17 protein-coding genes are annotated in these 19,870 nt (G+C 64.5%); 6 read left to right on the top strand and 11 right to left on the bottom strand.

The features are described from left to right. Nucleotides 1-85: 85 nt before the first annotated feature. The 5 genes from CSZ94_RS01215 to CSZ94_RS27485 form a co-directional block, all read right to left on the bottom strand. On the bottom strand, nucleotides 86-913 hold the full coding sequence (locus tag CSZ94_RS01215; RefSeq protein ID WP_102119820.1) for a MetQ/NlpA family ABC transporter substrate-binding protein: 828 nt from the start codon (nucleotides 911-913) through the stop codon (nucleotides 86-88). Between the two features lie 25 nt (nucleotides 914-938). Then, nucleotides 939-1,613, bottom strand: coding sequence for a methionine ABC transporter permease (locus CSZ94_RS01210; protein ID WP_102119819.1), 675 nt, complete (start codon nucleotides 1,611-1,613; stop codon nucleotides 939-941). Next, the gene (locus tag CSZ94_RS01205) at nucleotides 1,606-2,415 is read right to left on the bottom strand and encodes a methionine ABC transporter ATP-binding protein (RefSeq protein ID WP_102119818.1); all 810 of its coding nucleotides are present in this window, start codon (nucleotides 2,413-2,415) and stop codon (nucleotides 1,606-1,608) included. The genes CSZ94_RS01210 and CSZ94_RS01205 overlap by 8 nt, the downstream gene beginning before the upstream one ends. Nucleotides 2,416-2,740: 325 nt before the next feature. Next, on the bottom strand, nucleotides 2,741-3,199 hold the full coding sequence (locus tag CSZ94_RS01200; RefSeq protein WP_258000712.1) for a YbaN family protein: 459 nt from the start codon (nucleotides 3,197-3,199) through the stop codon (nucleotides 2,741-2,743). Beyond that, nucleotides 3,199-3,393: a hypothetical protein gene (locus tag CSZ94_RS27485; protein WP_146009706.1), complete on the bottom strand. Its 195-nt coding sequence runs from the start codon at nucleotides 3,391-3,393 to the stop codon at nucleotides 3,199-3,201. Before CSZ94_RS27485 ends, CSZ94_RS01200 begins: the two co-directional genes overlap by 1 nt. Nucleotides 3,394-3,668: 275 nt before the next feature. Here CSZ94_RS27485 and CSZ94_RS01190 point away from each other — a divergent pair, with 275 nt between their 5' ends. Beyond that, the gene (locus CSZ94_RS01190; RefSeq protein ID WP_102119816.1) at nucleotides 3,669-4,235 is read left to right on the top strand and encodes a YceI family protein; all 567 of its coding nucleotides are present in this window, start codon (nucleotides 3,669-3,671) and stop codon (nucleotides 4,233-4,235) included. A gap of 74 nt (nucleotides 4,236-4,309) precedes the next feature. On the opposite strand, the gene CSZ94_RS01185 is transcribed toward CSZ94_RS01190, so the two are convergent. Together CSZ94_RS01185 and CSZ94_RS01180 are read right to left on the bottom strand one after the other, a co-directional pair. Next, nucleotides 4,310-6,118 (bottom strand): NAD(P)/FAD-dependent oxidoreductase, encoded by a 1,809-nt coding sequence (locus CSZ94_RS01185; RefSeq protein ID WP_102119815.1) that lies wholly within the window; start codon nucleotides 6,116-6,118, stop codon nucleotides 4,310-4,312. Between the two features lie 143 nt (nucleotides 6,119-6,261). Then, nucleotides 6,262-7,404: a sigma-54-dependent Fis family transcriptional regulator gene (locus CSZ94_RS01180; protein ID WP_102119814.1), complete on the bottom strand. Its 1,143-nt coding sequence runs from the start codon at nucleotides 7,402-7,404 to the stop codon at nucleotides 6,262-6,264. Between the two features lie 233 nt (nucleotides 7,405-7,637). Here CSZ94_RS01180 and CSZ94_RS01175 point away from each other — a divergent pair, with 233 nt between their 5' ends. Further along, nucleotides 7,638-9,206 (top strand): CHASE2 domain-containing protein, encoded by a 1,569-nt coding sequence (locus tag CSZ94_RS01175; protein WP_102119813.1) that lies wholly within the window; start codon nucleotides 7,638-7,640, stop codon nucleotides 9,204-9,206. Between the two features lie 30 nt (nucleotides 9,207-9,236). Here the strand turns inward: CSZ94_RS01175 and CSZ94_RS01170 are convergent, their stop codons facing one another. The 3 genes from CSZ94_RS01170 to CSZ94_RS01160 are packed head-to-tail and all read right to left on the bottom strand — an operon-like array spanning nucleotide 9,237 to nucleotide 14,472. Continuing rightward, complete coding sequence (locus CSZ94_RS01170) at nucleotides 9,237-12,014, bottom strand: Hsp70 family protein (protein ID WP_102119812.1); 2,778 nt, start codon at nucleotides 12,012-12,014, stop codon at nucleotides 9,237-9,239. Nucleotides 12,015-12,016: 2 nt separating this feature from the next. After that, nucleotides 12,017-13,897, bottom strand: a complete 1,881-nt coding sequence (locus tag CSZ94_RS01165; protein ID WP_102119811.1) for an Hsp70 family protein — start codon at nucleotides 13,895-13,897, stop codon at nucleotides 12,017-12,019. Continuing rightward, complete coding sequence (locus tag CSZ94_RS01160; protein ID WP_102119810.1) at nucleotides 13,894-14,472, bottom strand: DUF2760 domain-containing protein; 579 nt, start codon at nucleotides 14,470-14,472, stop codon at nucleotides 13,894-13,896. Before CSZ94_RS01160 ends, CSZ94_RS01165 begins: the two co-directional genes overlap by 4 nt. A gap of 255 nt (nucleotides 14,473-14,727) precedes the next feature. Between CSZ94_RS01160 and CSZ94_RS01155 the strand changes: the two genes are divergently transcribed. Beyond that, nucleotides 14,728-15,339: a transglutaminase-like domain-containing protein gene (locus CSZ94_RS01155; protein ID WP_102119932.1), complete on the top strand. Its 612-nt coding sequence runs from the start codon at nucleotides 14,728-14,730 to the stop codon at nucleotides 15,337-15,339. A gap of 16 nt (nucleotides 15,340-15,355) precedes the next feature. Then, nucleotides 15,356-16,153, top strand: a complete 798-nt coding sequence (locus CSZ94_RS01150; RefSeq protein WP_102119809.1) for a DUF4349 domain-containing protein — start codon at nucleotides 15,356-15,358, stop codon at nucleotides 16,151-16,153. 167 nt (nucleotides 16,154-16,320) lie between these two features. Here CSZ94_RS01150 and CSZ94_RS01145 read toward each other — a convergent pair whose 3' ends face one another. After that, entirely contained in the window at nucleotides 16,321-17,646 is a 1,326-nt protein-coding gene (locus CSZ94_RS01145) for a DUF2254 domain-containing protein (RefSeq protein ID WP_102119808.1), read from the bottom strand. Nucleotides 17,647-17,966: 320 nt separating this feature from the next. Between CSZ94_RS01145 and CSZ94_RS01140 the strand changes: the two genes are divergently transcribed. Together CSZ94_RS01140 and CSZ94_RS01135 are read left to right on the top strand one after the other, a co-directional pair. After that, complete coding sequence (locus CSZ94_RS01140; RefSeq protein ID WP_102119807.1) at nucleotides 17,967-18,788, top strand: PRC-barrel domain-containing protein; 822 nt, start codon at nucleotides 17,967-17,969, stop codon at nucleotides 18,786-18,788. Between the two features lie 51 nt (nucleotides 18,789-18,839). After that, complete coding sequence (locus CSZ94_RS01135; protein WP_102119806.1) at nucleotides 18,840-19,706, top strand: ADP-polyphosphate phosphotransferase; 867 nt, start codon at nucleotides 18,840-18,842, stop codon at nucleotides 19,704-19,706. Nucleotides 19,707-19,870: the final 164 nt, after the last annotated feature.

Here is a 19,870-nt window from a genome sequence, read left to right as displayed (position 1 = left end):
GATGGCGCCAGAGTGGCGCGCAGAATAAAAAAGACGGCCAGGTGTGAACCTGGCCGTCTTTTTGCGTGCAGCGCTTTGCTTGCGCTTATTTTTTCAGCGTCTTTTCCAGCGCCAGCTGGTAGTCCGTTTTTTCGTAGCCGGCCAGGTATTTGTTCGTCGCGTCGAGGAAGGCCCGCGAGCGGTAGGCCGCTTCCAGGTCTTTCACCCATGGCTTGGCCTTGTCGGCCGTGCGGATGGCCACCAGGTTGATGTAGCTGGCCGAGATTTTTTCCACGCTCAGGGCCGACGTCAGCTTCATGCCGGCGGCCAGGGCGAAGTTGCCGTTGACGAAGGCGTAGTCGGCGTCCGCCAGCGACCGTGGCAGCTGCGCCGCTTCCAGCGGCACCAGTTTCAGCTTCTTCGGGTTTTCCAGCACGTCGCGCTCGGAAGCGCGCAGCGGGTCGACGTTCGGTTTCAGCTTGATCCAGCCCATCTTGGCCAGCATGACCAGCGCGCGCGCCTGGTTGGTCGGGTCGTTCGGCATGGTGATGGTGGCGCCGTTCTTCACTTCGGCCAGCGTTTTTTGCTTGCCGCCGTACAGGCCGATCGGCATGGTCGGCACGGTGATCAATGGGCTCAATGGCAGCTTGTTATCGGTGGCGAACTTGGTCAGGTAGACGATGTGCTGGAACACGTTGGCGTCCAGCGAGCCTTCGGCCAGCGCGTAGTTTGGCTGCACGTAGTCATTGAATTCGACGATCTTGACCTTGTAGCCCTGTTTTTCCAGGATCGGCTTGATGCCCAGCTTCAGCTGGTCGGAATACGGGCCGGAGCTGGTGCCGATGACGAGTTCTTTCGGGTCCTTGGCGTGGGCGGCGGTGGCGAAGGCCAGGCTGGCGGCGGCCAGGAGCAGGGTGCGGCGAAGGTGGTTCATGTAGGTCCTTGTTTCTGAATATGAATTAACGTTTGTCGAGGCGCTTGGCGATGCGCGTGCCGGCGAACTGGATGGTTTGCACCAGCACGATCAGGATGGCCACGGTGACGACCATGATGTCCGTCTCGAAGCGGTAGTAGCCGTAGCGGATGGCCAGGTCGCCGATGCCGCCGCCGCCCACCACGCCGGCCACGGCCGAATACGACAGGAAGCTGATCGACAGCACGGTCAGCGCCAGCACCAGGCCGGAGCGCGCTTCGACCAGCAGCACGCGGAAAATGATCTGCATTTCCGAGGCGCCCATGGCATGCGCCGCCTCGATCACGCCGCGCGGCACTTCGCGCAGGTTCTGTTCCACCAGGCGCGCCAGGTAGGGAATGGCGGCAAACGACAGCGGCACGGCAGCTGCCAGCGGGCCGATCGAGGTGCCTGCGATGATGTGCGTAAACGGCGTCAGGGCGACCAGCAAAATGATGAAGGGGAAACTGCGCACGGCATTCACCAGCCAGCCCAAAATCGTCGACAGCGGTCGGTTTTCCAGCGACTGGCCTTCCGAGACGAGGAACAGCACTATGCCCAGCGGGCCGCCGATCAGGATGGCGGCCGTCAAGCCGATGCCCAGCATCGTCATGGTCTGGCCCAGCGCCACCCAGATTTCCGGCAGCAGATTGATGACGTTATTGATCGATTCTTCAAACATGTGTTGCATCCTTCCATGCGGTGGCTTCAAACGCCTCGGTGCCGTAATACGCCAGCTCGCGTCCCAGCGCCGTCTTGCGCGGGGTGGCCGTGTCGCTCAAATCGAATTGTTCGGCGATGGCGCCGTTTTCCACGACGGCCACGCGGTTGCAGATGGCGCCCAGCACCGACAGCTCATGGCTGACGATGACGATGGTCACGCCCAGGCGCGCATTGATGTCGCGCAAAGTGTCGAGCAGGGCGCGCGTGGTTTCCGCGTCCAGGGCGGACGTCGGCTCGTCGCACAGCAGCACGTCGGGATGGCTGGCCAGGGCGCGGGCAATCGCCACGCGCTGTTTCTGCCCGCCGGACAATTGCGCCGGATAGCTGTGCAGCTTGTCGGACAAGCCCACCAGCGCCAGGCATTCCTCGACGCGGGCGGCGATTTGCTCGCCCTTGGTCGTGCCATGGATTTTCAAGGGGAAGGCGACGTTGTCGAAGACGCTGGCGTTTTGCAGCAAATTGAATTGCTGGAAAATCATGCCGATGTTCTGGCGCGCGTCGCGCAATTCGCTCTTGCCCAGGCGGGTCAGTTCGCGCCCGGCCACGGTAATGCTGCCGCTGTCGGGACGCTCGAGCAGGTTAATCAGGCGCAGCAAGGTCGATTTGCCGGCGCCACTCTTGCCGATCAGGCCGAAAATATCACCGGGATAGACTTCCAGCGTGACCGATTTGACCGCGTGGAATTGTTCGCCCTTGGGCAGCGCGAAGGTCTTGTTCGCGCCGTCGATGCGAATTACCGGCGTACGGTGTGGTGTGGTCATGCAGTGTTTCCTTTTTTTTTTGGACCGTGACAGGCTTGCTTGCAGGGGCCAAATCGCCCGGCCTGTTACGTCGGTTACGTAGTATACCTCCGATCTTGTTATTACTCCTACGACAGAATCTTGCTTTGAATATGCAAATAATGTCTATGCGACTGTTTTTTAGTTGAAAAAGCGGGAAAGCGCAGTTCTTGCCGAATTTAATCGTGCGGACAGGCGTGGCAGAGCCGCATCTTGGTGAAAAGTTCGACGCGCCCCGTGGCCTCGACCCGATGTTTTTAGGTGCAGTTCGGCTGAATTGCCGTTTTTTTGACACAGGAATGGCAGACTACTGCCCGCTATTACCGTCTTCGCGGGCAGATTCTGCCTCGGTGGCGGCAGGGCCTTCGGGACGGCGCAACAGGTAGCTGAGGACGGCGATTTCCATCGCGCCCACCATGGCGATGACCCACCACGGCGGATGGCCCAGGCACATGGCGACAAAGCCGATGGTCATGCCCAGGCAAGCCATGGCCTTGCCACGCCGCGAGACGGCACGGTGTGCGCGCCACTGGCGCAGCGACGGGCCGAAGCGGGGATGCTGCAGCAGCCAGTGCTCGAGGCGTGGCGAGGCGCGGCTGAAGCAGGCCAGGGCGAGGATCAGGAAAATCGTCGTCGGCATGACGGGCAGCATGGCGCCGATGATCGCCAGCAGCACCATCAAGGCGCCGGCGGCGGTCCAGGCCCAGCGACGCAGGCGCATGCCGTGCGCTTCGCGCAGCGGGGGCTGGGTGTGCGGCTCCTGCATCAGGCGAAGGTGCCGGCTGGCAGGCCCTGGCTGCGGGGCTGCTTGGTGGTGGAGTGCGCGTGCATGGTGTTCATAGCGTGGCGGGTGGCCGTCATGTTTTTCTGCTCTGTTTTCAGCGCTATTATGGAGGAATCAAGGCGGCGCTGCATGCCCGCCAGGGCCGCGATGATAACCATCGCACAGAATAATAACAAGAATCATTCTCATTTGATGTATTATCTGAGGCACAGGATAAGGCTGGATATTTTTGGCAATGCAGACAATAATCGGCAGCAGAAGGCGCTGTCGCGGCCAGTATGGTCCTTAGTATCGATTTTATCGATACTAACTAGGCATATTTTCCGTTTTACATCGATCTTCATGCCATGCATAATCTGTTGCAACTGAAGCCAGACAATCAGCCGCATGCGCCGTTCGCCTGCAGCTGCATGCGGTTTTGACATCCTCCACTCCCAATCAGGAATTTACAATGAAAAAACTGCTCGCTTTTATCGCCGCCGCCGGCTTCTCGCTGTCCGCCGTCGCCGCTCCTGAAGTCTATATCATCGATGGTAGCCACACTTTCCCCCGTTTCGAGTACACCCACATGGGTTTCTCGACGCAGCAAAGCCGTTTCAATAACACCACCGGCAAGGTCACGCTGGACCGCGCCGCCAAGACGGGCGCCGTCGAAGTGCTGATCGACACCAAGTCCGTCGACACGGGTTCAACCCTGTTCAACTCGCACATCCAGGGTGAAGATTTCCTCGATACGGCCAAGTTTCCGGTCGCGACCTACAAATCGACCAAGTTCAATTTCGACGGCGACAAGCTGGCGTCCGTGGACGGCAACCTGACCCTGAAAGGCGTGACCAAGCCAGTCACCCTGACCGTCACCTCGTTCGCCTGCGCACCGCACCCGATGCTGAAGAAAGACGCTTGCGGCGCCAACGCCACGGCCAAGATCAAACGCTCGGAATTCAACGCCGGCAAATATGCGCCAGCCGTCAGCGATGATGTGACCTTGACGTTCGCGATCGAAGCCATCAAACAATAATATGCTTGGCTGCAGGATGAAAAATGGCGGCGGACCGAAGTCCGCCGCCATTTTTTTCGTCTCTACACAGTGGCTCAGGAAAGGTGATGCACCTGCTGCTGTCCATACACGGGCGTATCGAGTCCCTCCATGCGCGCCTTCAGCTGCAGCGACAGGTATTGCGAGTAGTGGCGCGACTGGTGCAGGTTACCGCCGTGGAACCACAAGGCTTGCTGCTGCGTGGGTTTCCACATATTGCGCTGCTCGCCCTCCCACGGACCCGGGTCCTTCGTCGTGGCGGACCCCAGTCCCCATACCTTGCCCACCTTGTTTGCCACCTCGGGCGAGATCAGGTCGGCCGCCCAGCCATTCATGGAGCCGTAGCCGGTGGCGTAGACCACCAGGTCGGCCGGCAGTTCCGTGCCGTCGGACAGCACGATGGAATGGGCTTTCAGCTCCTGCACGCCGACACCGCTTTTCAGCTTGATCTTGCCATCGGCGACCAGCTCGGAGGCGCCCACGTCGATGTAGTAGCCGGAGCCGCGGCGCAGGTACTTCATGAACAGGCCGGAATCGTCGTCGCCGAAATCGAGCATGAAGCCCCGTGCTTCCAGGCGCGCATAGAAATCCGCGTCGCGCTCGCGGATGGCCTTGAAGACGGGCTTCTGGAAATCGGCCAGGATCTTGTATGGCATCGAGGCGAACGTGAGGTCGGCCTTGGCCGTCGTCATGCCAGCCGCCAGCGCCCGTTCCGAATACAGGTCGCCCAGCGCCAGGTCCATCAGCGAGTCGGACTTGACGATGTGCGTCGACGAACGCTGCACCATGGTCACGTCCACGCCCGCTTCCCACAGGGCGGCGCAGATATCGTGCGCGGAATTGTTCGCGCCGACCACCACCACTTTCTTGCCCACGTAAGCGTCCGGCCCCGGATGCTGCGACGAGTGTTGCTGCTCGCCTTGGAACACGTCCATGCCTTGGAACTTGGGCATGTTCGGCTTGCCCGACATGCCCGTGGCCAGCACCAGCTGCTTCGGCTTCAGGGTGATGGCCTGGCCGTCGCGCAGCACCTGCACCGTCCACTCACCCGTGGTGGCGTCGAAGCTGGCCGATTCGCATGATGTCGAACCCCAGTAATTGAGTTCCATCACCTTGGTGTACATTTCCAGCCAGTCGCCGACCTTGTCCTTGGGCGTGAAGACGGGCCAGTTGTCCGGGAAGGGGATGTAGGGCATGTGGTCGTACCAGACGGGGTCGTGCAGGCACAGCGATTTATAGCGTTTGCGCCAGCTGTCGCCGGGGCGCGCATTTTTCTCGATGATGATGGTGGGGACATTGAGCTGGCGCAAACGCGCACCCAGCGCGATGCCGCCCTGGCCGCCGCCGATGATGACGCAATAGGGCTGGCGCGCGTAGCCCAGTTCCCTGGCCGCCTGCTCGCGGTTTTCCAGCCAGCTGCTGCGGTCCGTGCGTGCGCCATGCTCGGCGCCCATGGGACGGCGCCCGCCCTTGGCTTCTTCAAAGCCTTTCAATTCGCTCATGGTGGTGAGCAGGGTCCAGATATTGCCATCGCGGATGCGGAGGAAGCCCACGCCGCGCGCCACGTTCGTTTCCACCGTGATCCAGCTTTGCAGCACGCCGCCGGCTACGCTGGCGTGCTCGCCGTCGGCGATGCGGAGGGAAACTGGCTGCACGGCGCCCAGTTGGGCGGCCAGCATGGCGGCGATCTGCTCGCGGCCTTCCAGGGTTTTCAGGTTCCAGGTAAACAGCACTAGGTCGCGCCAGTAGCCGTCTTGTTCGAACAGTTGCGCGGCGCCCGTGCTGTCGCTGGCGCGCAGGGCACCTTCGAGCTGCTCCAGGATGCCGGCCACGGCCAGGTCGTGCGGGTTGCTATCGGTTTGCATCGTGTCTCCTCCAAGTCTGCTGACTTTATGATGGGATGCGGCTGTGTTGCCGCTGACGATGTTGTAACACCGGCGTTCTGGCGCCGCATCCTGCAGCGCAGCATGGCTGAATTTGAGACGGAAATCTCAGCTTTTCGGATGGGCTACTGGCGGTGCGGCGCCACGATGTGCAGCTGCTTGAGGCGCCGGTACAGCGTGGCGCGCGAGATGCCCAGCATGGCAGCTGCCTGCAGCGGGCGCCATTTGGCGGCGTTCATGGCTTGCACGATGCGCGTGCGTTCGGCCAGCTCCGGCGGCGTGTATTCCAGCACGTCGTCCGCGATGGCCGTCTTGCGCGTGGCGCGCGGGCGGGCGCTGGCCTGGCGCAGCGGTGCGCGCACGCGGGCGTGCAGCCAGGTGCTGCCGCCCGCCAGGCGCAGGGACAGCAGATTGTGCCCCGCGCGCGCGTCGAACAGCCGCTCGGCGCGCACCTCCAGCACCTCGGAGACGGGGCGCGGCAGGCTATCGAGGCCCCCGATGACGTCGCGCGCGCAGCGGTTGGCGGCGACGACGTTGCCATGTTCATCGATGGCCAGCAGCGCCTCTGGCTGCACTTCCACGAAGTGGCGGTTGCGGTGCGCCAGCAAGATGCAGCAATGGCTGTAGGACTTGAGAAAAAAACCGTCCTCGATCAGGGTCGCGCCTTGCCGCACCAGCTGCTTGACCAGACGCTGGCTGTCGCGCGCGTCGGGCGAGTTCAGTGCCGACGCATCGAGCACGCCGATCAAATCGCCGTGCGGTGAAAAAATGGGCGCGGCGCTGCACGTGAGGCCCGTGAACGCGGCGCGAAAATGATCGGTCTTGTGCACCGTGATGGCTTCCTGGTCGAGCAGCACGGAGGCGATGCCGCAGGTGCCTTCCTCCTCTTCCGACCAGCACGAACCCGGATACAGACCCGCCTTCTTGAAGTCCTTGCGCTGGTCTGTGTCGACCACGTAGTCGATGGTCACGCCGCGCGCATTGGCGAGGATGACGCAGTAGCCCGCTTCGCGCACCATGGCGTGCAGGCGCGGCAGGCACTGGCCCGTGGAGCGCAGGAAGCCTTCCTCGGATTGCTGGACGGCGCGCAGTTCGGCGCCCGTCAGGATGCGCGGTCCCGTGGTGCAGGCGGGATCGAGCCGGTAGTTGTTCAGCGAGCGCCGGTACGATGAGGCCAGCCTGGCCGTGTCGGCACCTGGATTGACAATCCTGCCGGCGATCAAGTCGCGCACGCGGTCCATATGGCTGGTCTGGCGGACGTAGGGCATGGTGCTCTCCAGTGTCTCGTTATCCGGGTTTTTATGGTGTTTTGTTAGTCGCCTTCGTTTTTAGCACGAAGCGCCGGCCCGCGCATCCTGCGCTGCAGCATGGTGCGGCTGTGAGACATTCGTCTCAAGCCATGCGGTAAGTCACGCAAGCTGGACAGCCAGCCGTGCGGCGGAACGGCCACAACTGCAATACACTATCCTTTCGTCATCAATTGTTGCTCTAATAATAATTCATGCAGCGTACGCAAGGGGGATGCACCGTGGACACCAGCCAGTCACACCAACCGCGCCCGCCGTTCTGGCGGCGCTTGCTGTGGCCCGTCTTCCAGCTTGGCTCGGCCTTCAAGTTGACGGGCACGCATCTGCTGCACCACGTGATCGGCGCCAGTCTGATCGCCGCGCTGATGCTGCTGCTGGAAGGTTTTCATGTGCTCGAATGGCTCGATGCGGCCATGCTGCGTGTCAGCGCGGAGCAGGGGCAGCTGCTGAAGCGGGACAAGGATCCGGGCGCCGCCTACCGGCCCGGCATCATCGAGATCGACCAGCCTGCGTTTGAACAGGTCTTCGATGAACGCGAACCGCTGGAGCGTTCACGCCTGGAGCAAGTGATCGCCAGCGCCGCCGCGCGCGGTAGCAGGGTGCTGGCCATCGATCTCGACCTGGCGCCGGCCGTGTATGAACAGCACAAGCCGGGCGAGCGGCCGCTGGACCGCCTGCTCGACCAACTGGTCGCCGATGGCCGGCAACTGGTGCTGATCCTGCCCGAGCAATCGGAGCGTAACGCGAACCTGGCGTGGATACGCGCGCGCTGCGCGGCCGGCCTGCATTTTGCCAGCCAGCAGATCCGCGAACGCATGGGCGCCGTCACGCGCATCGAGCTGAAAAGCCCCGTGCTGGCGGCCGTCGCCTTCGAGCTGGCGCATGGCGCCGACGCGCAAGAGCAGCGCCAGCCCATGCCGGCCCTCTTGTCCGAGCAAAAGCAAGGGCTGGCGCTGGCCGACCGTGTGTGCCAGCTGGCCCGGCGCACGGACAGTGAAAAGCAGCTGGCGCGCTGGGCCTTCGAACCCGTCATCCATGGCGATGCCAGGGCGGCGGCCGAACAGAATGCCGTCACCGCGCCATTTCACCCGGCCGCCATGGCGTCGCAATTCCTGGACCCTACGCGCACACGTGTGACACTGATCGATGGCCAGGCCGGCGTGGCTGCCGGGACGCTGCGCAAGAACGTCGTGTATATCGGCAGCACCTACGATGTGCGCGACCGTTATACGACGGCCGAAGGCGAGCAGGCCAGCCTGCACCTGCACGCGGCCGCCCACACGTCGCTGGGTATCGGCACGGCCGACGTCAACAAATATGCGGTGTTCGTAGCCGATATCGTCATCGGCGTGCTGCTGGGCTGCCTGTTCGGCGGCTTGTGGACCCTGTATGGCCGCGCCGAACTGGCCATCGACGAACGCATGGAAGACCACGATTTCAGCCGCCTGCACCGCATGGGTACCCTGGCTGAATTCTATGGCATCCGCTTGATGCTGGTGCTGGTGTGGGCCTCGCCCTTCGTCATCGGCGCGATGGCCATCTACCTGTCGCGCGGCTTGCTCGAGCAAGGCTGGTGGGTCAATCCCGGCCCCCTGATCGCCGGCATGTTCCTGCACGCGATGTCGCTGCGCGACGAAGCCCACCATCCGCACGAGGAAGTGCCGGGCCTGTCCGTCTGGGCCCAGCTGCGCCGCACGCATCCCGGCATCGTGCTGGTGCAGGCGCCGCTGGCGGTACTGCTGCTGGTGGTGGCGCTGGTGTAGGGCTGGAGGACGGGTTGCGTTTGAAGCCGATCAGACTATCAGTTTCAATCCCGGCGGCAGTGCCTCGCCCAGCATACGCCGGGTAGCTGTTTCGTCCAGCTGCGTGACTTCGCTGACCATCGCCTGCCACAGGGGCGGGACGCCGACGGCTTTCAGGCGCGCCAGGATGGTGGCCCGTAGCTCATCGGCGATGTCGCGCGAGCGGTCGCCCGTCATGCGCGCCAGGTGGGCGGCGGCGAAGGCGGCCGGCTCGGTCTTTTTCCAGTCCAGCGCCAGCAGCAGGTGCAGCCATTCTGCCACGCTGGCGCTGTCGACCACTTCGTGCGCGCTGCCGTGGAAGGGCTGGCGGGCGCCGACTCTGGCCAGCGCCCACAGGGTATTCGTATCCGCCGCTTCGCCCTTTTTATCAGCCTTCTGCAGACGCTTGATCAGCCAGGCGCCCACTTCCGCCTTGTAGGCGCCGGGGATGCGCTCGAGCGACGCGCCCAGGCGCAGCATGTCGTCGTCGCTGCCGTTGATCAGGGTGATAGGGCGGCTGCCGCGTTGGACCGCATCGGCTTGCAGATTGAAGGCGAAGTCGTCGAGCAGGCGCAGTTGCTGCTGCGTGCTCAAGCCGCCGGCCACCCTGCGCCACAGCGTCCACCATTCGGCGCACACCTGGTTATCCTTGTGATGCTGCACGCCCGTGTCGAACAGGGCCCATAGCTGTTCGATGCGCCATGGATCGAGCGCATCGCCGTAGCCGGGCCGCAAACAGTAGCCGGCCAGGTTCAGCCAGACCCGCTCATGCTCGGCGGAGCGGCGCCGGCCACGGGCGCGCAGCAGGAGGGCGTCGAACAGCTGGCGCAACAGCGGCGTATCCCAGCTTTCGCGTCCGCCCAGCCCCCGTTCCAGGTGCTGGCGCAGCTGGCGCACTTCTTTGGTGTCGACCTTTTGCGCCTTGCCGCCGAAGATGCGCTCGATCTTCTCGATGGCGTCTTTGACGCGTGGCGACACGCTGGACGTGTCGGCGTGTGCTTCTTCTTCGCCACGCAGCTGGAATTCCAGCAGCCAGCGCTGGCCGGCATCGGCTTCGGCCACGCAATGCACTTCCAGGGTGCCTAATTCCGTCATCACGGTGGCCAGCTGCACGGTGATTTCGCGCTTGTCATTGGCATCGTGTTTATCGTGCAGCACGCTGGCCAGCGGCGGCAGGCGCAGATACTCGCCAGCGTCCAGGTCGACGATGTCGCCCAGCTTGGGTGGCGTGCCCGTTTCCGCGATCGAGGACGCCAAGTGAAAGCGCACGGGCCGGCCCAGGCGCAGGGCGAACAGGCGCTGCCTCAGGCGGATTTCTTCGCCGCTGGCACTGCCACGGGGCAGGATGCAGACAGCGCGGTGCTCCTTGCCCGCCTCGCCCAGCACGAGGAAGTAGCTGCGCGCAGAGCCACCACCGATGCGCGGCGCCTGGCCACGCCGCGCCAGCGCGTAGGCCACGGCGCCACGCGCCACGGCCACGTCGGGATTGTCGTTGTGCAGAATGGTGAGCGGCGCGCCGCGCCAGTGCGCCAGCGTATCGGCCAGGCGGCGCGCCAGCGCGTCGGCGCGGAACACGCCGCCATTCAGCAGCAGGGTGTCGGGCAGTGCCCCTTCATGCTGCTGCAGGAAACTGGCAAGGTGGCGCGTGATGGCCGCGTCCTGCGCGTAGGGCAGGCCGAATTCGACGATGCCGGCGCGGCCCTTCCTGGCCACCTCGCTGAGTTCCACTTTTGGGAAGAAGCCGTCGACCACCATGGCCGCCACTTCCTCGCGCGTGATGTCGGCGGAACGGCTGGCGCCTATCAGGCGCGAGCCGGCGCCCAGCAGGGTGACGCTGGCCTTGTCGGGTGCATCGCTGGAAAGCAGCAATTCCTTGGCGGCGCGGCAGCGCTCCATCAGCTGGGACAGGCGCGCGGCGGATAGCTTCATGCCGCCCTCGACGCCTGCCGCCATGCGCGTTTCCACCAAGTGGGCCAACGCCAGGTCCATATTGTCGCCGCCGAGGATCAGATGGTTGCCCACGCTGCTGCGCGTGAGCTGCGGTTGGCCATCGTCATCGAAGGCGACGTCGATCAGGCTGAAATCGGTGGTGCCGCCGCCCACGTCGCAGACCAGGATGCGGCGCGTTTGCGCCAGGTCAAGGCGCAGCGTTTCGCGCCGGCGCTGCAGATAATCATAAAAGGCCGCCTGCGGTTCTTCCACCAATCGTAGCGTGGGCAAGCCCGCCATGCGGGCCGCTTCCAGGGTGAGTGCGCGCGCACCCTCGTCGAACGAGGCGGGGATGGTCAGCACCAGTTCCTGGGCTTCCAGGGGCGCGTCGGGAAAGCGGTGATTCCACGCGGCGCGTACATAAGCGAGATAGCTGGCGCTGGCCGCCACGGGCGACACCTTGGCCACGTTGGCGTCTGCGCCCCAGGGCAGGATGGGCGCCTGGCGGTCCACGTTCGCGTGCGACAGCCAGCTCTTCGCGCTGGAAACGAGGCGGCCCGGCACTTGCGCGCCGAGCTGGCGCGCCAGGGCGCCCAGCACCGGCTGTTCTTCTCCCGCCGTCTCGACTTGTGGCCATGGCAGCTGCAAATCGCCCGCCGCCAGTTCGCCGGCAGCGCGGTGGTAGCGCAAGGAAGGCAGCAAGGGGCGTGCGCCCACTTCGCCGGGAGCGAGCAGCTGCTCGATGGCGAACAGCTTGATACCTGCCTGCGCATCGCCAGCCGCCGCATACGCCACCACCGTGTTGGTGGTGCCCAGGTCGATGCCGACCAGGAAGGCCGGCTTGCCCACAACGCTGCGCATGCTTATTGCTGCGGCGTGCCGCGCACGTCGAATTCCACTTTCCAGCGCTCGGCGCCGTCAGGGGAGACGGCCAGCAGTTCCAGGGTGCCCGCTTCCGTCACGCGCGCGTGCAATTTGACTTGCACCACGTCGCCGGCCGACCGGCCTTCGGCAGACAGCGTTGCCTGGATTTCGCTCAGCTCCTGCAATTCGTCGGGGCCCCAGAAGTCGAGCAGGTCGCCGATCTGGTCGTTGCGCCGCGTGGACGAGGCGAAGAAGCGGAAGTGCACGGGCTCGCCCACCACCAGGCCGAATTGCTGGCCCGGCAGTTCCAGTTCGCTGCCTTCTTCCATGCCGAACGGCGCCACGCACAGGGCCTGGATCGGCGGTTCCATGCCGGGGATGGCGGGCATGGCAGACTCGATGGCCACATAGAAGGCACTAGCCGTGCCGCCGCGGATGCGCACGCCATGGCCGCGCCGCACGTAGCTGTAGTAGGCGGCGCCGCGTGCCACGGCCAAGTCCAGGTCGGCCCCGGCCAGCATGCGCGCCGGTTCCGCGCCTTCCAGGTACAGCCAGTCGTTGACGGTGGCCATGATGCGCTGCACCAGCAAGTCCGACTTGAAGACGCCGCCGTTGAACAGCACGGCCGTCGGGTGCAAGAAGCTGGCGCCATCCGCCTGGCGGCCCGCAAAGCCTTCCAGTTCGCTGGTCGCCGCCACCTGCCGGCCCAGGAAGGCTGCCAGGTGGCGCGTGATGGCCGCGTCCTGCGCATACGGCAAGCCCAGTTGCGTCAGGCCGGCGCGCGTGCGCACGGCAGGGCGGCTCGACGCTTCCACTTGCGGGAAGAAGCTGTCGAGGATGAAGGTGGACACTTCCGCGCGCGTCAGTTCCGTGCGGATGGAGCCGCCGATCAGTTTCGAACCGCGGCTGGGCACGACGATGGGCGCCGTTTCCATGCCGCTGTCGGCCAGCAGGCTTTCCTTGGCGCTGCGGCAGCCGTAAGTGAGCGCGCGCATTTGCCAGGCGTCGAGCTGGGTGCCGTTGGCGGCCAGCTTGCGGGCCAGCAGGTAGGCCAGGGCCAGGTCCATATTGTCGCCACCGAGCAGGATGTGTTCACCGACGGCCACGCGGTGCGGTTCCAGCACGCCGTCGCGTTCCAGCACGGCGATCAGCGAAAAGTCGCTGGTGCCGCCGCCCACGTCGACCACCAGGATGATGTCGCCCGGCTTGACTTCCTTGCGCCAGCGTCCTTCGCTGGTCTGTATCCAGCTGTACAGGGCCGCTTGCGGCTCTTCCAGCAGGGTCAGCGAGGTGTAGCCGGCAGCCTGCGCCGCTTCCATCGTCAGCTCGCGCGCGGCCGGATCGAACGAGGCGGGAATCGTCACGGTGATTTCCTGCTGCGCGAACGGCGCTTGCGGGTGGGCGTTGTCCCAGGCCTGGCGCAAGTGCGTCAGGTAGCGCGTGGCGGCCGTGATGGGCGAAATGCGCGCCACTTCGGCCGGCGCGTCGTTCGGCAGGATGGCCGCGCGGCGGTCCACGCCCGGGTGGCATAGCCAGCTTTTCGCGCTGGAGACCAAACGAATCGGCGTGGTGGCGCCACGGCTGCGGGCCATTTCGCCAACGACAAACGGCGCTTCGGCTTCCTCGGTGACCCAGGGCAGGGCCAGGTCGCCCGCCGCCACTTCATCGGCGTGCGGCAGGTAGACGAACGACGGCAGCAATGAAAGATCTTCGACGCTGCCCGGCGCCGACAGCTGCGGCACTTTCAGCACGCCATGGCTGGACTTTTCGCCATCGCTGTCAAGCAGGTTCACATACGACAGGGCGCTGTGGGTGGTGCCCAGGTCGATGCCGATGGCATAGCGCGGGGTGTTCGAGGTGTTGTTCGTCGCGTCGCTCACAGTTCCACCTCGGCCGGGGCCAGGATGGCAGCGTCGTGCTGCCCGCTGAGTTTCGGCAGGCGCACGCTGGAGGCGCGCCAGCCGCGGTGGCTGAGGGTGCCCGTGAACGGCGCGGAACCGACGACGTTGCCCGTCAGGCGTACCTGGGCGCTGTCAAAGCCTTCCTGCAGGACGATGCGGCTGCCCTCGGCTTCCTGGCGCACGGCGTCGATGGTGAAGTATTCGCGCATGACCTTGGCGCAGCCTTCATGCACGACGCGGGCAGCCGCGCCGATGTCGGCATCGGCATGGCTGCCCAGGTTTTCCTGGGTGAAGTCGATCAGGCGCGCTTCGCGTTGCAGCAGCGCCAGCAGTTGCAGGGCGGCGTCCGGTGTGGCTTCTTTTAAGATGACGGGGGCGGCGGCCGGCGTCGGCACGGGCGCTGGTGCCGGTGCAGGGGCCACCGGCGCCACCTCGGGCAGGGACAGTTTTTCCACGCGGGCCGCATAGGCGGCGTCCGACAAGGTACTGAAGAAGGCGCCGAAGGCCAGCGGGATGCGGCGCCAGAACGATGGGTGGGACGATGAAGTGCGCATAGGGAACTCGTTTCTCTGATCTGTAGGGTGGCGTCGGCGGCGCGGGGCCGCTTCGCAAGGTAGTGCATGTGCCGCGCCTATATGGCCGGCTGCGTTTGCCCGCATGATACCAGCTACGGCGCCGCTGCCAAAGCCGCCGCCCCCCGTCCAGCCGACCTGAGGCATGCATTTTCTTTGTTCCTGCGCAAGGTAACGCTCGATTTCGGGCCGCTTCGACTAGAATCGCGCATTATCTTTTTGCATGACCTTGATGCCATGTCCACCGATTTTTCCCCCGACTTTTCCATATATCTAGCCAGCAGCACCTACATAGACAGCGACCATCCGGCCGTGCGCGCCCGGGCGGCCGAGCTGGCGGCAGGCGCGGTGGGCGACGCCGCCATCGCGGCCCGCTGCTTTGCCTACGTGCGCGACGAGATCGCCCACAGCTGGGACTACCAGCGCAATCCCGTGACCTGCCGCGCTTCCGATGTCTTGCAGCATGGCACCGGCTATTGCTATGCGAAGAGCCATTTGCTGGCTGCGCTGCTGCGCGCCAACGGCATTCCTGCCGGCCTTTGCTACCAGCGCCTGACCGTGGGCGAAGCGGGGCCGCCGTTTTGCCTGCATGGCTTGAACGCCGTGTACCTGCAAGAGTTTGGCTGGTATCGCATCGATGCGCGCGGCAACAAGCCTGGCGTCGCTGCCGCCTTCACGCCACCGCAGGAACAACTGGCTTTTCCCGTGCTGGCGCCCGAGGAACGCGATTTGCCGGAAATCTGGCCGGCACCGTTGCCGCAGGTGGTGGCGTCCTTGACCGCGTATGCCACGGTGCAGGATGTGGCCGCGCATTTGCCCGATATTGAAATGTTGCCGGTTAGAAAATAGTTTAAAGAAAGAAATCATGAAAAAAGTGTATATCAGCTTGCTCGGCCTGTTGCTGCTGGCCGGTTGCGGCGGCAAGGGCGAGAGCGCCGGGCAGTCCAGTGCCGCGCGTCTCGATGGCAAGGAAAAGGGCAGCGAGTTTCTTGCCTATGAACACAATGTCAGCGTCGATACGCACGAGGCGCAAGTGCGGCCCCTGTATGAAAAAGTGGTCGCCGCCTGCAAGGCCGATACGGACAATGGCTGTCTGCTGCTCGATTCGAGCATAGACGGCGGCCGTTACGTGCATGCGCGCATCAGCATGCGCGCCAAGCCGGCCGGCATCAAGAAGCTTGTCGCGCTGGTCGCGGCCGGCGGCGACGTCACCAGCCAGGGCACCAAGGTGGAAGACCTGGGGCGCCCCGTGCTCGACAGCAAGAAACGCCTGGACATGCTCAAGCAATACCAGGCGCAATTGCAGGACCTGGAAAAGCGCTCGGGCGCGAACGTCGATGCCCTGATCAAAGTGACCAAGGAACTCGCTACCGTGCAAGTGGAGCTGGAGCAGGCGACGGCGGCCAATGCCTTGCTGATGCAGCGCATCGATACGGATTTGCTGAACGTGGCCCTCAGCGCCGAAGGCAAGCAATCGTTCTGGCGGCCCGTCAAGCGGGCGCTGGGCAATTTCACGGAAAACCTGTCGCAAGGTGTGGCCAACGCCATCACGGCCATGGCTTACATCCTGCCGTGGCTGATCGCTTTCGTGCTGCTGTTCCCGCTGGGACGCAAGGGCTGGCGCCGCCTGCGCGGCGTCGCTGACAAGGGTGGAACGCACTGAGCGCCGGCTTTTCTCGCCGCGCTCGTCACTTGCGCGGCCAGAGCCTTGCTGCCCTGTGCGTGTCCGGCTGGCTCTGCAACTGCGTTTCCTGTGCGGTGGCGACCTCGCGGGACGGCCAGCCGCACGCAGTCGCAGGCAAGACGCAGTACGCGCTTCAAGTACGCGCTTCACGCGCGCTGCGCGTGCAGTGCCAGTGTCGCCAGCGTGTAGCGCGCCTCGATGGCGGACAGGTCGTCCGCTTCCGGCACGGCTACTCGCGCGCCCCTGATCAGCATGTCTGCCTGGCGCTGCAGACAAACGGCATCTTGTGCAGACTGCACCTGGTCGGCGATCTGGGCGATGGCGTCCAGCATGCGGATGGCCACGGCCGGGTTGGAGCGCGCGCTTTGCCGTATCTGGTTGAAAGCGCTGTCCACGGTGCCTGCAAACGTGGGCACCGGCACTAGCAGGCGCAGTTTCCCATCCGGGTCGTATCGGTGGCTCGACGGCATGTCGCGCCGGGCCAGGCGGCACAGGGCCGACCCCAGTCTGTCCACGCAGGCGATCGCCGTGAACGGGTCGTTGATGCCCGGGGACAGGGCGCGCACGGCGATCTCGACCAGTTGATGGACGCAGAACTCGATATCCTGTCCGGCGGTGCGCCGGTTGCCCAGCACGAAGGCGGCGTTCATCCTTGCCACCAGGCTGTCGGTAACGCGCTCCCCCGGCCAGACCATCACCATCGCGCGGCCTTTGACGAGGTAGTGGCCAGGCCGGCGCTCGAGTTGCAGCAGCATATCTTCCTCGCTGGCCAGCGCCATCAGTGTGTCGGCGTCGATCAGCTGGAGATAGCCATCTTCGAGGGCGGGCACAGGACGTGCATCGCGCGCGAATGTCGCGGGCAGGTGTTCAGCGCCCGTCGCTTCCCTTGCCATCGATGCGGGCTGCCCCAGGGGCGCGGGGAACAGTCTGTCGATGCTGTCGTCGAGCTCCTTGCCTACTCTTGCCACGACTTCGTCGGCCTGGATAGACACCGAGACGTGATGGATGAAGTAAATCAGCACGCCGATGCTGATCACGGCCAGCAGCACGCCGATGCTCACGGCCAGATGCGGCACGAAAGCGACTTCGTCGGCGCGCCGTATGGTGCGCAGCACGAACAGGCAGTACACGAAGGTGGCAACGAAGGTACCCAGCGCCACCTGGTTGGCGGTGTCGCGCATGAAGTTGCGCAGCAGTCGGGGGCCCAGCTGCGACGAGGCGAGCGACAGCGCCACCAGCGTCAGCGAGAAGACGGTGCCGGCGATGGCGATCATCGAACCGGCCACGGTGCCCAGCAGCTGGCTGGCCCCTTCTGCGCCACCGGAATAGCTCCAGTCCAGGCGCTGACCGGCGGCCTTGTCGAGCGCGACGGCAGACATGGCCAGGGCCACGGCCAGGCAGGCCATGGCCGCTGGCACGAACCAGAAACTGGAACGCAAGCGGTCCCAGTATTTCATCAGCAGTGTTTTCATGCTTCCTCAGCTAGACGTCGGCCTGCAACGCAGCGCCCCGACGGGGAGCCGGACAGTCCATCTGCAGAGCTTGCGCCAGCACGTCAACATGCGCTGTGCGCCAGCGAACCAAGCTGGCAACTCAGCGCAGGCTGCGTTGCGGCGATGGGGCGGTCCTGTGCGCCAACTAACAGACGCGGCGCCAGCGCGCGCCTATCCTCGACTGGTGTACCCCGGGTACGCCAGCCGCAGGGCCATGTGCCGCCAACGTGCTCAGCGCACACACCGTCCCTGCCTGTCTCGGACGCTGTGCGTTCAATACATTAGAAAGTGAGGCCACCATGTTGCGCCAAACGAAAGACTTGCAGGATCTCGCCATCCACGCCACCGACGGCGCCATCGGCGACGTCAAGGATCTGTACTTTGATGACGAGGCCTGGGCGATACGCTATCTGGTCGTCGATACCGGCTCGTGGCTGTTCAGCCGCAAGGTATTGATCTCGCCCATTGCCGCAGGCACAGCCGATTGGCTGAGCAAGACCTTGCCCGTCTCCTTGACGCGCGAGCAAGTCAAGAACGCTCCCGATATCGATACCGATAAGCCGCTGACCCGTCAGCACGAGACCAGCTATCTCGATTACTACAATTATCCTTACTATTGGGGCGGCATGGGCTTGTGGGACAGCGCTGCCTATCCATCCATGCTCATGCCCGGCTATGCCGGCGACGACGCTGAAATGGAGCGTGTCCAGGCGATCAGGCAAGAGCGTGAGCGCGACGCCGACCCGCACCTGCGCAGCTGCAAGGCGGTGGTCGGATACCATATCGTCGCCATCGATGGCGAGATCGGGCATGTCCAGGGCTTGCTGGTGGACGAAGACAGCTGGGCCATCCGCTATCTGGTGGTGCGTACCGGCAACTGGTGGCTGGGACACGAGGTGCTGCTGGCCCCGCAAAGCATCAGGCAAATGAGCTGGGCAGAACAGACTGTGAGTGTGGACCTGACGCGCGAGGCGCTGAGGCAGGCGCCCGCCTATGACCCGGCAGTGCCGCTGACGCGCGAGATGGAGACTGCCGTCTACCAGCACTACGGCTGGGCGGGGCACTGGCCGGGCGCGGCGCCTGCATCGGAGCAGGCTGGCACTGCCCGGTCCGATGGCTGAGCGGCGGGCGGGCGCCCGCGCTGCTGCATGGTTGAGCAACAGGGAGTCAGCATGAAAATCGATGCGCAGGCATACAAGGTGGGCGAAGGCGAGGCGGTGGACCTCGGTTTGTGGGCCACGAAGATCGATGCGCTGTGCAAGTCGAAGAAGGCGTACCGCAAACAGTTGCACGATCACGTCGAGCCGCTGAGCGATCAGCAGCGCATGCTGTACGCGTCGAACCGCCATGCCTTGCTGGTCGTGTTCCAGGCGATGGACACGGCCGGCAAGGACGGCGCCATCCGCCATGTGATGTCGGGCGTCAACCCGCAAGGCTGCCAGGTGTTCAGCTTTCAGCATCCCAGCGCGCGTGAACTCTTGCACGATTTTCTGTGGCGCACCACCCGCGACTTGCCAGAGCGGGGGCGCATCGGCATTTTCAACCGGTCCTACTATGAAGAGGTGCTGATCGTGCGCGTGCACAGGGAGCTGCTGCACAGCGAATCCCTGCCCGACCCCGCTCCAGATGAATCCGTGTGGCAATCCCGCTTCCGCTCAATCGTCGACCTGGAAAGGCATCTGCATGCCAACGGTACGCGCATCGTCAAGGTATTCCTGCACCTGTCCAAGGAGGAACAGCGCAAGCGGCTGCTGGCGCGCATCGACGAACCGGACAAGAACTGGAAATTCAGCGCGGCCGATATTGCCGAGCGTGCATACTGGGACGACTATATGCTGGCCTATGGCCATGCCCTGGCCGCCACCAGCACCGCCGATACGCCCTGGTTTATCGTGCCGGCCGACGACAAGCACAACGCGCGCCTGATCGTCTCGCAGATCGTCCTCGATGCCATGCTCGGACTCAAATTAAGCTATCCCGTGGTCAGTGCCGCACGGCGGCGCGAGCTGAAGGCGATACGCAAGCAATTGGCCAAATAAATTGCAACCAGCACGCCCAGCGCCCTGGCTGCGGCAGTCTTGGCGCCCGCCTCGGGCCATGCTCGGCACCGCCATGGCGCGTGCACAGCTGGTCTAGTTGATCGTCAGGTGCGCTTCCTGCACCATTACCCACCGTTCCCCCAGCTTCTGCGGCGCTGTTCACC

This window comes from Janthinobacterium sp. ROICE36 (assembly GCF_002869965.1).
Lineage (GTDB): Bacteria > Pseudomonadota > Gammaproteobacteria > Burkholderiales > Burkholderiaceae_D > Janthinobacterium.
This window is presented reverse-complemented; position numbering and strand designations above follow the sequence as displayed.

Bases quoted from the DNA above. Each gene is read 5' to 3' on its own strand.
- CSZ94_RS01215 (WP_102119820.1), bottom strand. From the start codon at position 913: ATGAACCACCTTCGCCGCACCCTGCTCCTGGCCGCCGCCAGCCTGGCC.
- CSZ94_RS01210 (WP_102119819.1), bottom strand. From the start codon at position 1,613: ATGTTTGAAGAATCGATCAATAACGTCATCAATCTGCTGCCGGAAATC.
- CSZ94_RS01205 (WP_102119818.1), bottom strand. From the start codon at position 2,415: ATGACCACACCACACCGTACGCCGGTAATTCGCATCGACGGCGCGAAC.
- CSZ94_RS01200 (WP_258000712.1), bottom strand. From the start codon at position 3,199: ATGCAGGAGCCGCACACCCAGCCCCCGCTGCGCGAAGCGCACGGCATG.
- CSZ94_RS01190 (WP_102119816.1), top strand. From the start codon at position 3,669: ATGAAAAAACTGCTCGCTTTTATCGCCGCCGCCGGCTTCTCGCTGTCC.
- CSZ94_RS01185 (WP_102119815.1), bottom strand. From the start codon at position 6,118: ATGCAAACCGATAGCAACCCGCACGACCTGGCCGTGGCCGGCATCCTG.
- CSZ94_RS01180 (WP_102119814.1), bottom strand. From the start codon at position 7,404: ATGCCCTACGTCCGCCAGACCAGCCATATGGACCGCGTGCGCGACTTG.
- CSZ94_RS01175 (WP_102119813.1), top strand. From the start codon at position 7,638: ATGCAGCGTACGCAAGGGGGATGCACCGTGGACACCAGCCAGTCACAC.
- CSZ94_RS01170 (WP_102119812.1), bottom strand. From the start codon at position 12,014: ATGCGCAGCGTTGTGGGCAAGCCGGCCTTCCTGGTCGGCATCGACCTG.
- CSZ94_RS01160 (WP_102119810.1), bottom strand. From the start codon at position 14,472: ATGCGCACTTCATCGTCCCACCCATCGTTCTGGCGCCGCATCCCGCTG.
- CSZ94_RS01155 (WP_102119932.1), top strand. From the start codon at position 14,728: ATGTCCACCGATTTTTCCCCCGACTTTTCCATATATCTAGCCAGCAGC.
- CSZ94_RS01150 (WP_102119809.1), top strand. From the start codon at position 15,356: ATGAAAAAAGTGTATATCAGCTTGCTCGGCCTGTTGCTGCTGGCCGGT.
- CSZ94_RS01145 (WP_102119808.1), bottom strand. From the start codon at position 17,646: ATGAAAACACTGCTGATGAAATACTGGGACCGCTTGCGTTCCAGTTTC.
- CSZ94_RS01140 (WP_102119807.1), top strand. From the start codon at position 17,967: ATGTTGCGCCAAACGAAAGACTTGCAGGATCTCGCCATCCACGCCACC.
- CSZ94_RS01135 (WP_102119806.1), top strand. From the start codon at position 18,840: ATGAAAATCGATGCGCAGGCATACAAGGTGGGCGAAGGCGAGGCGGTG.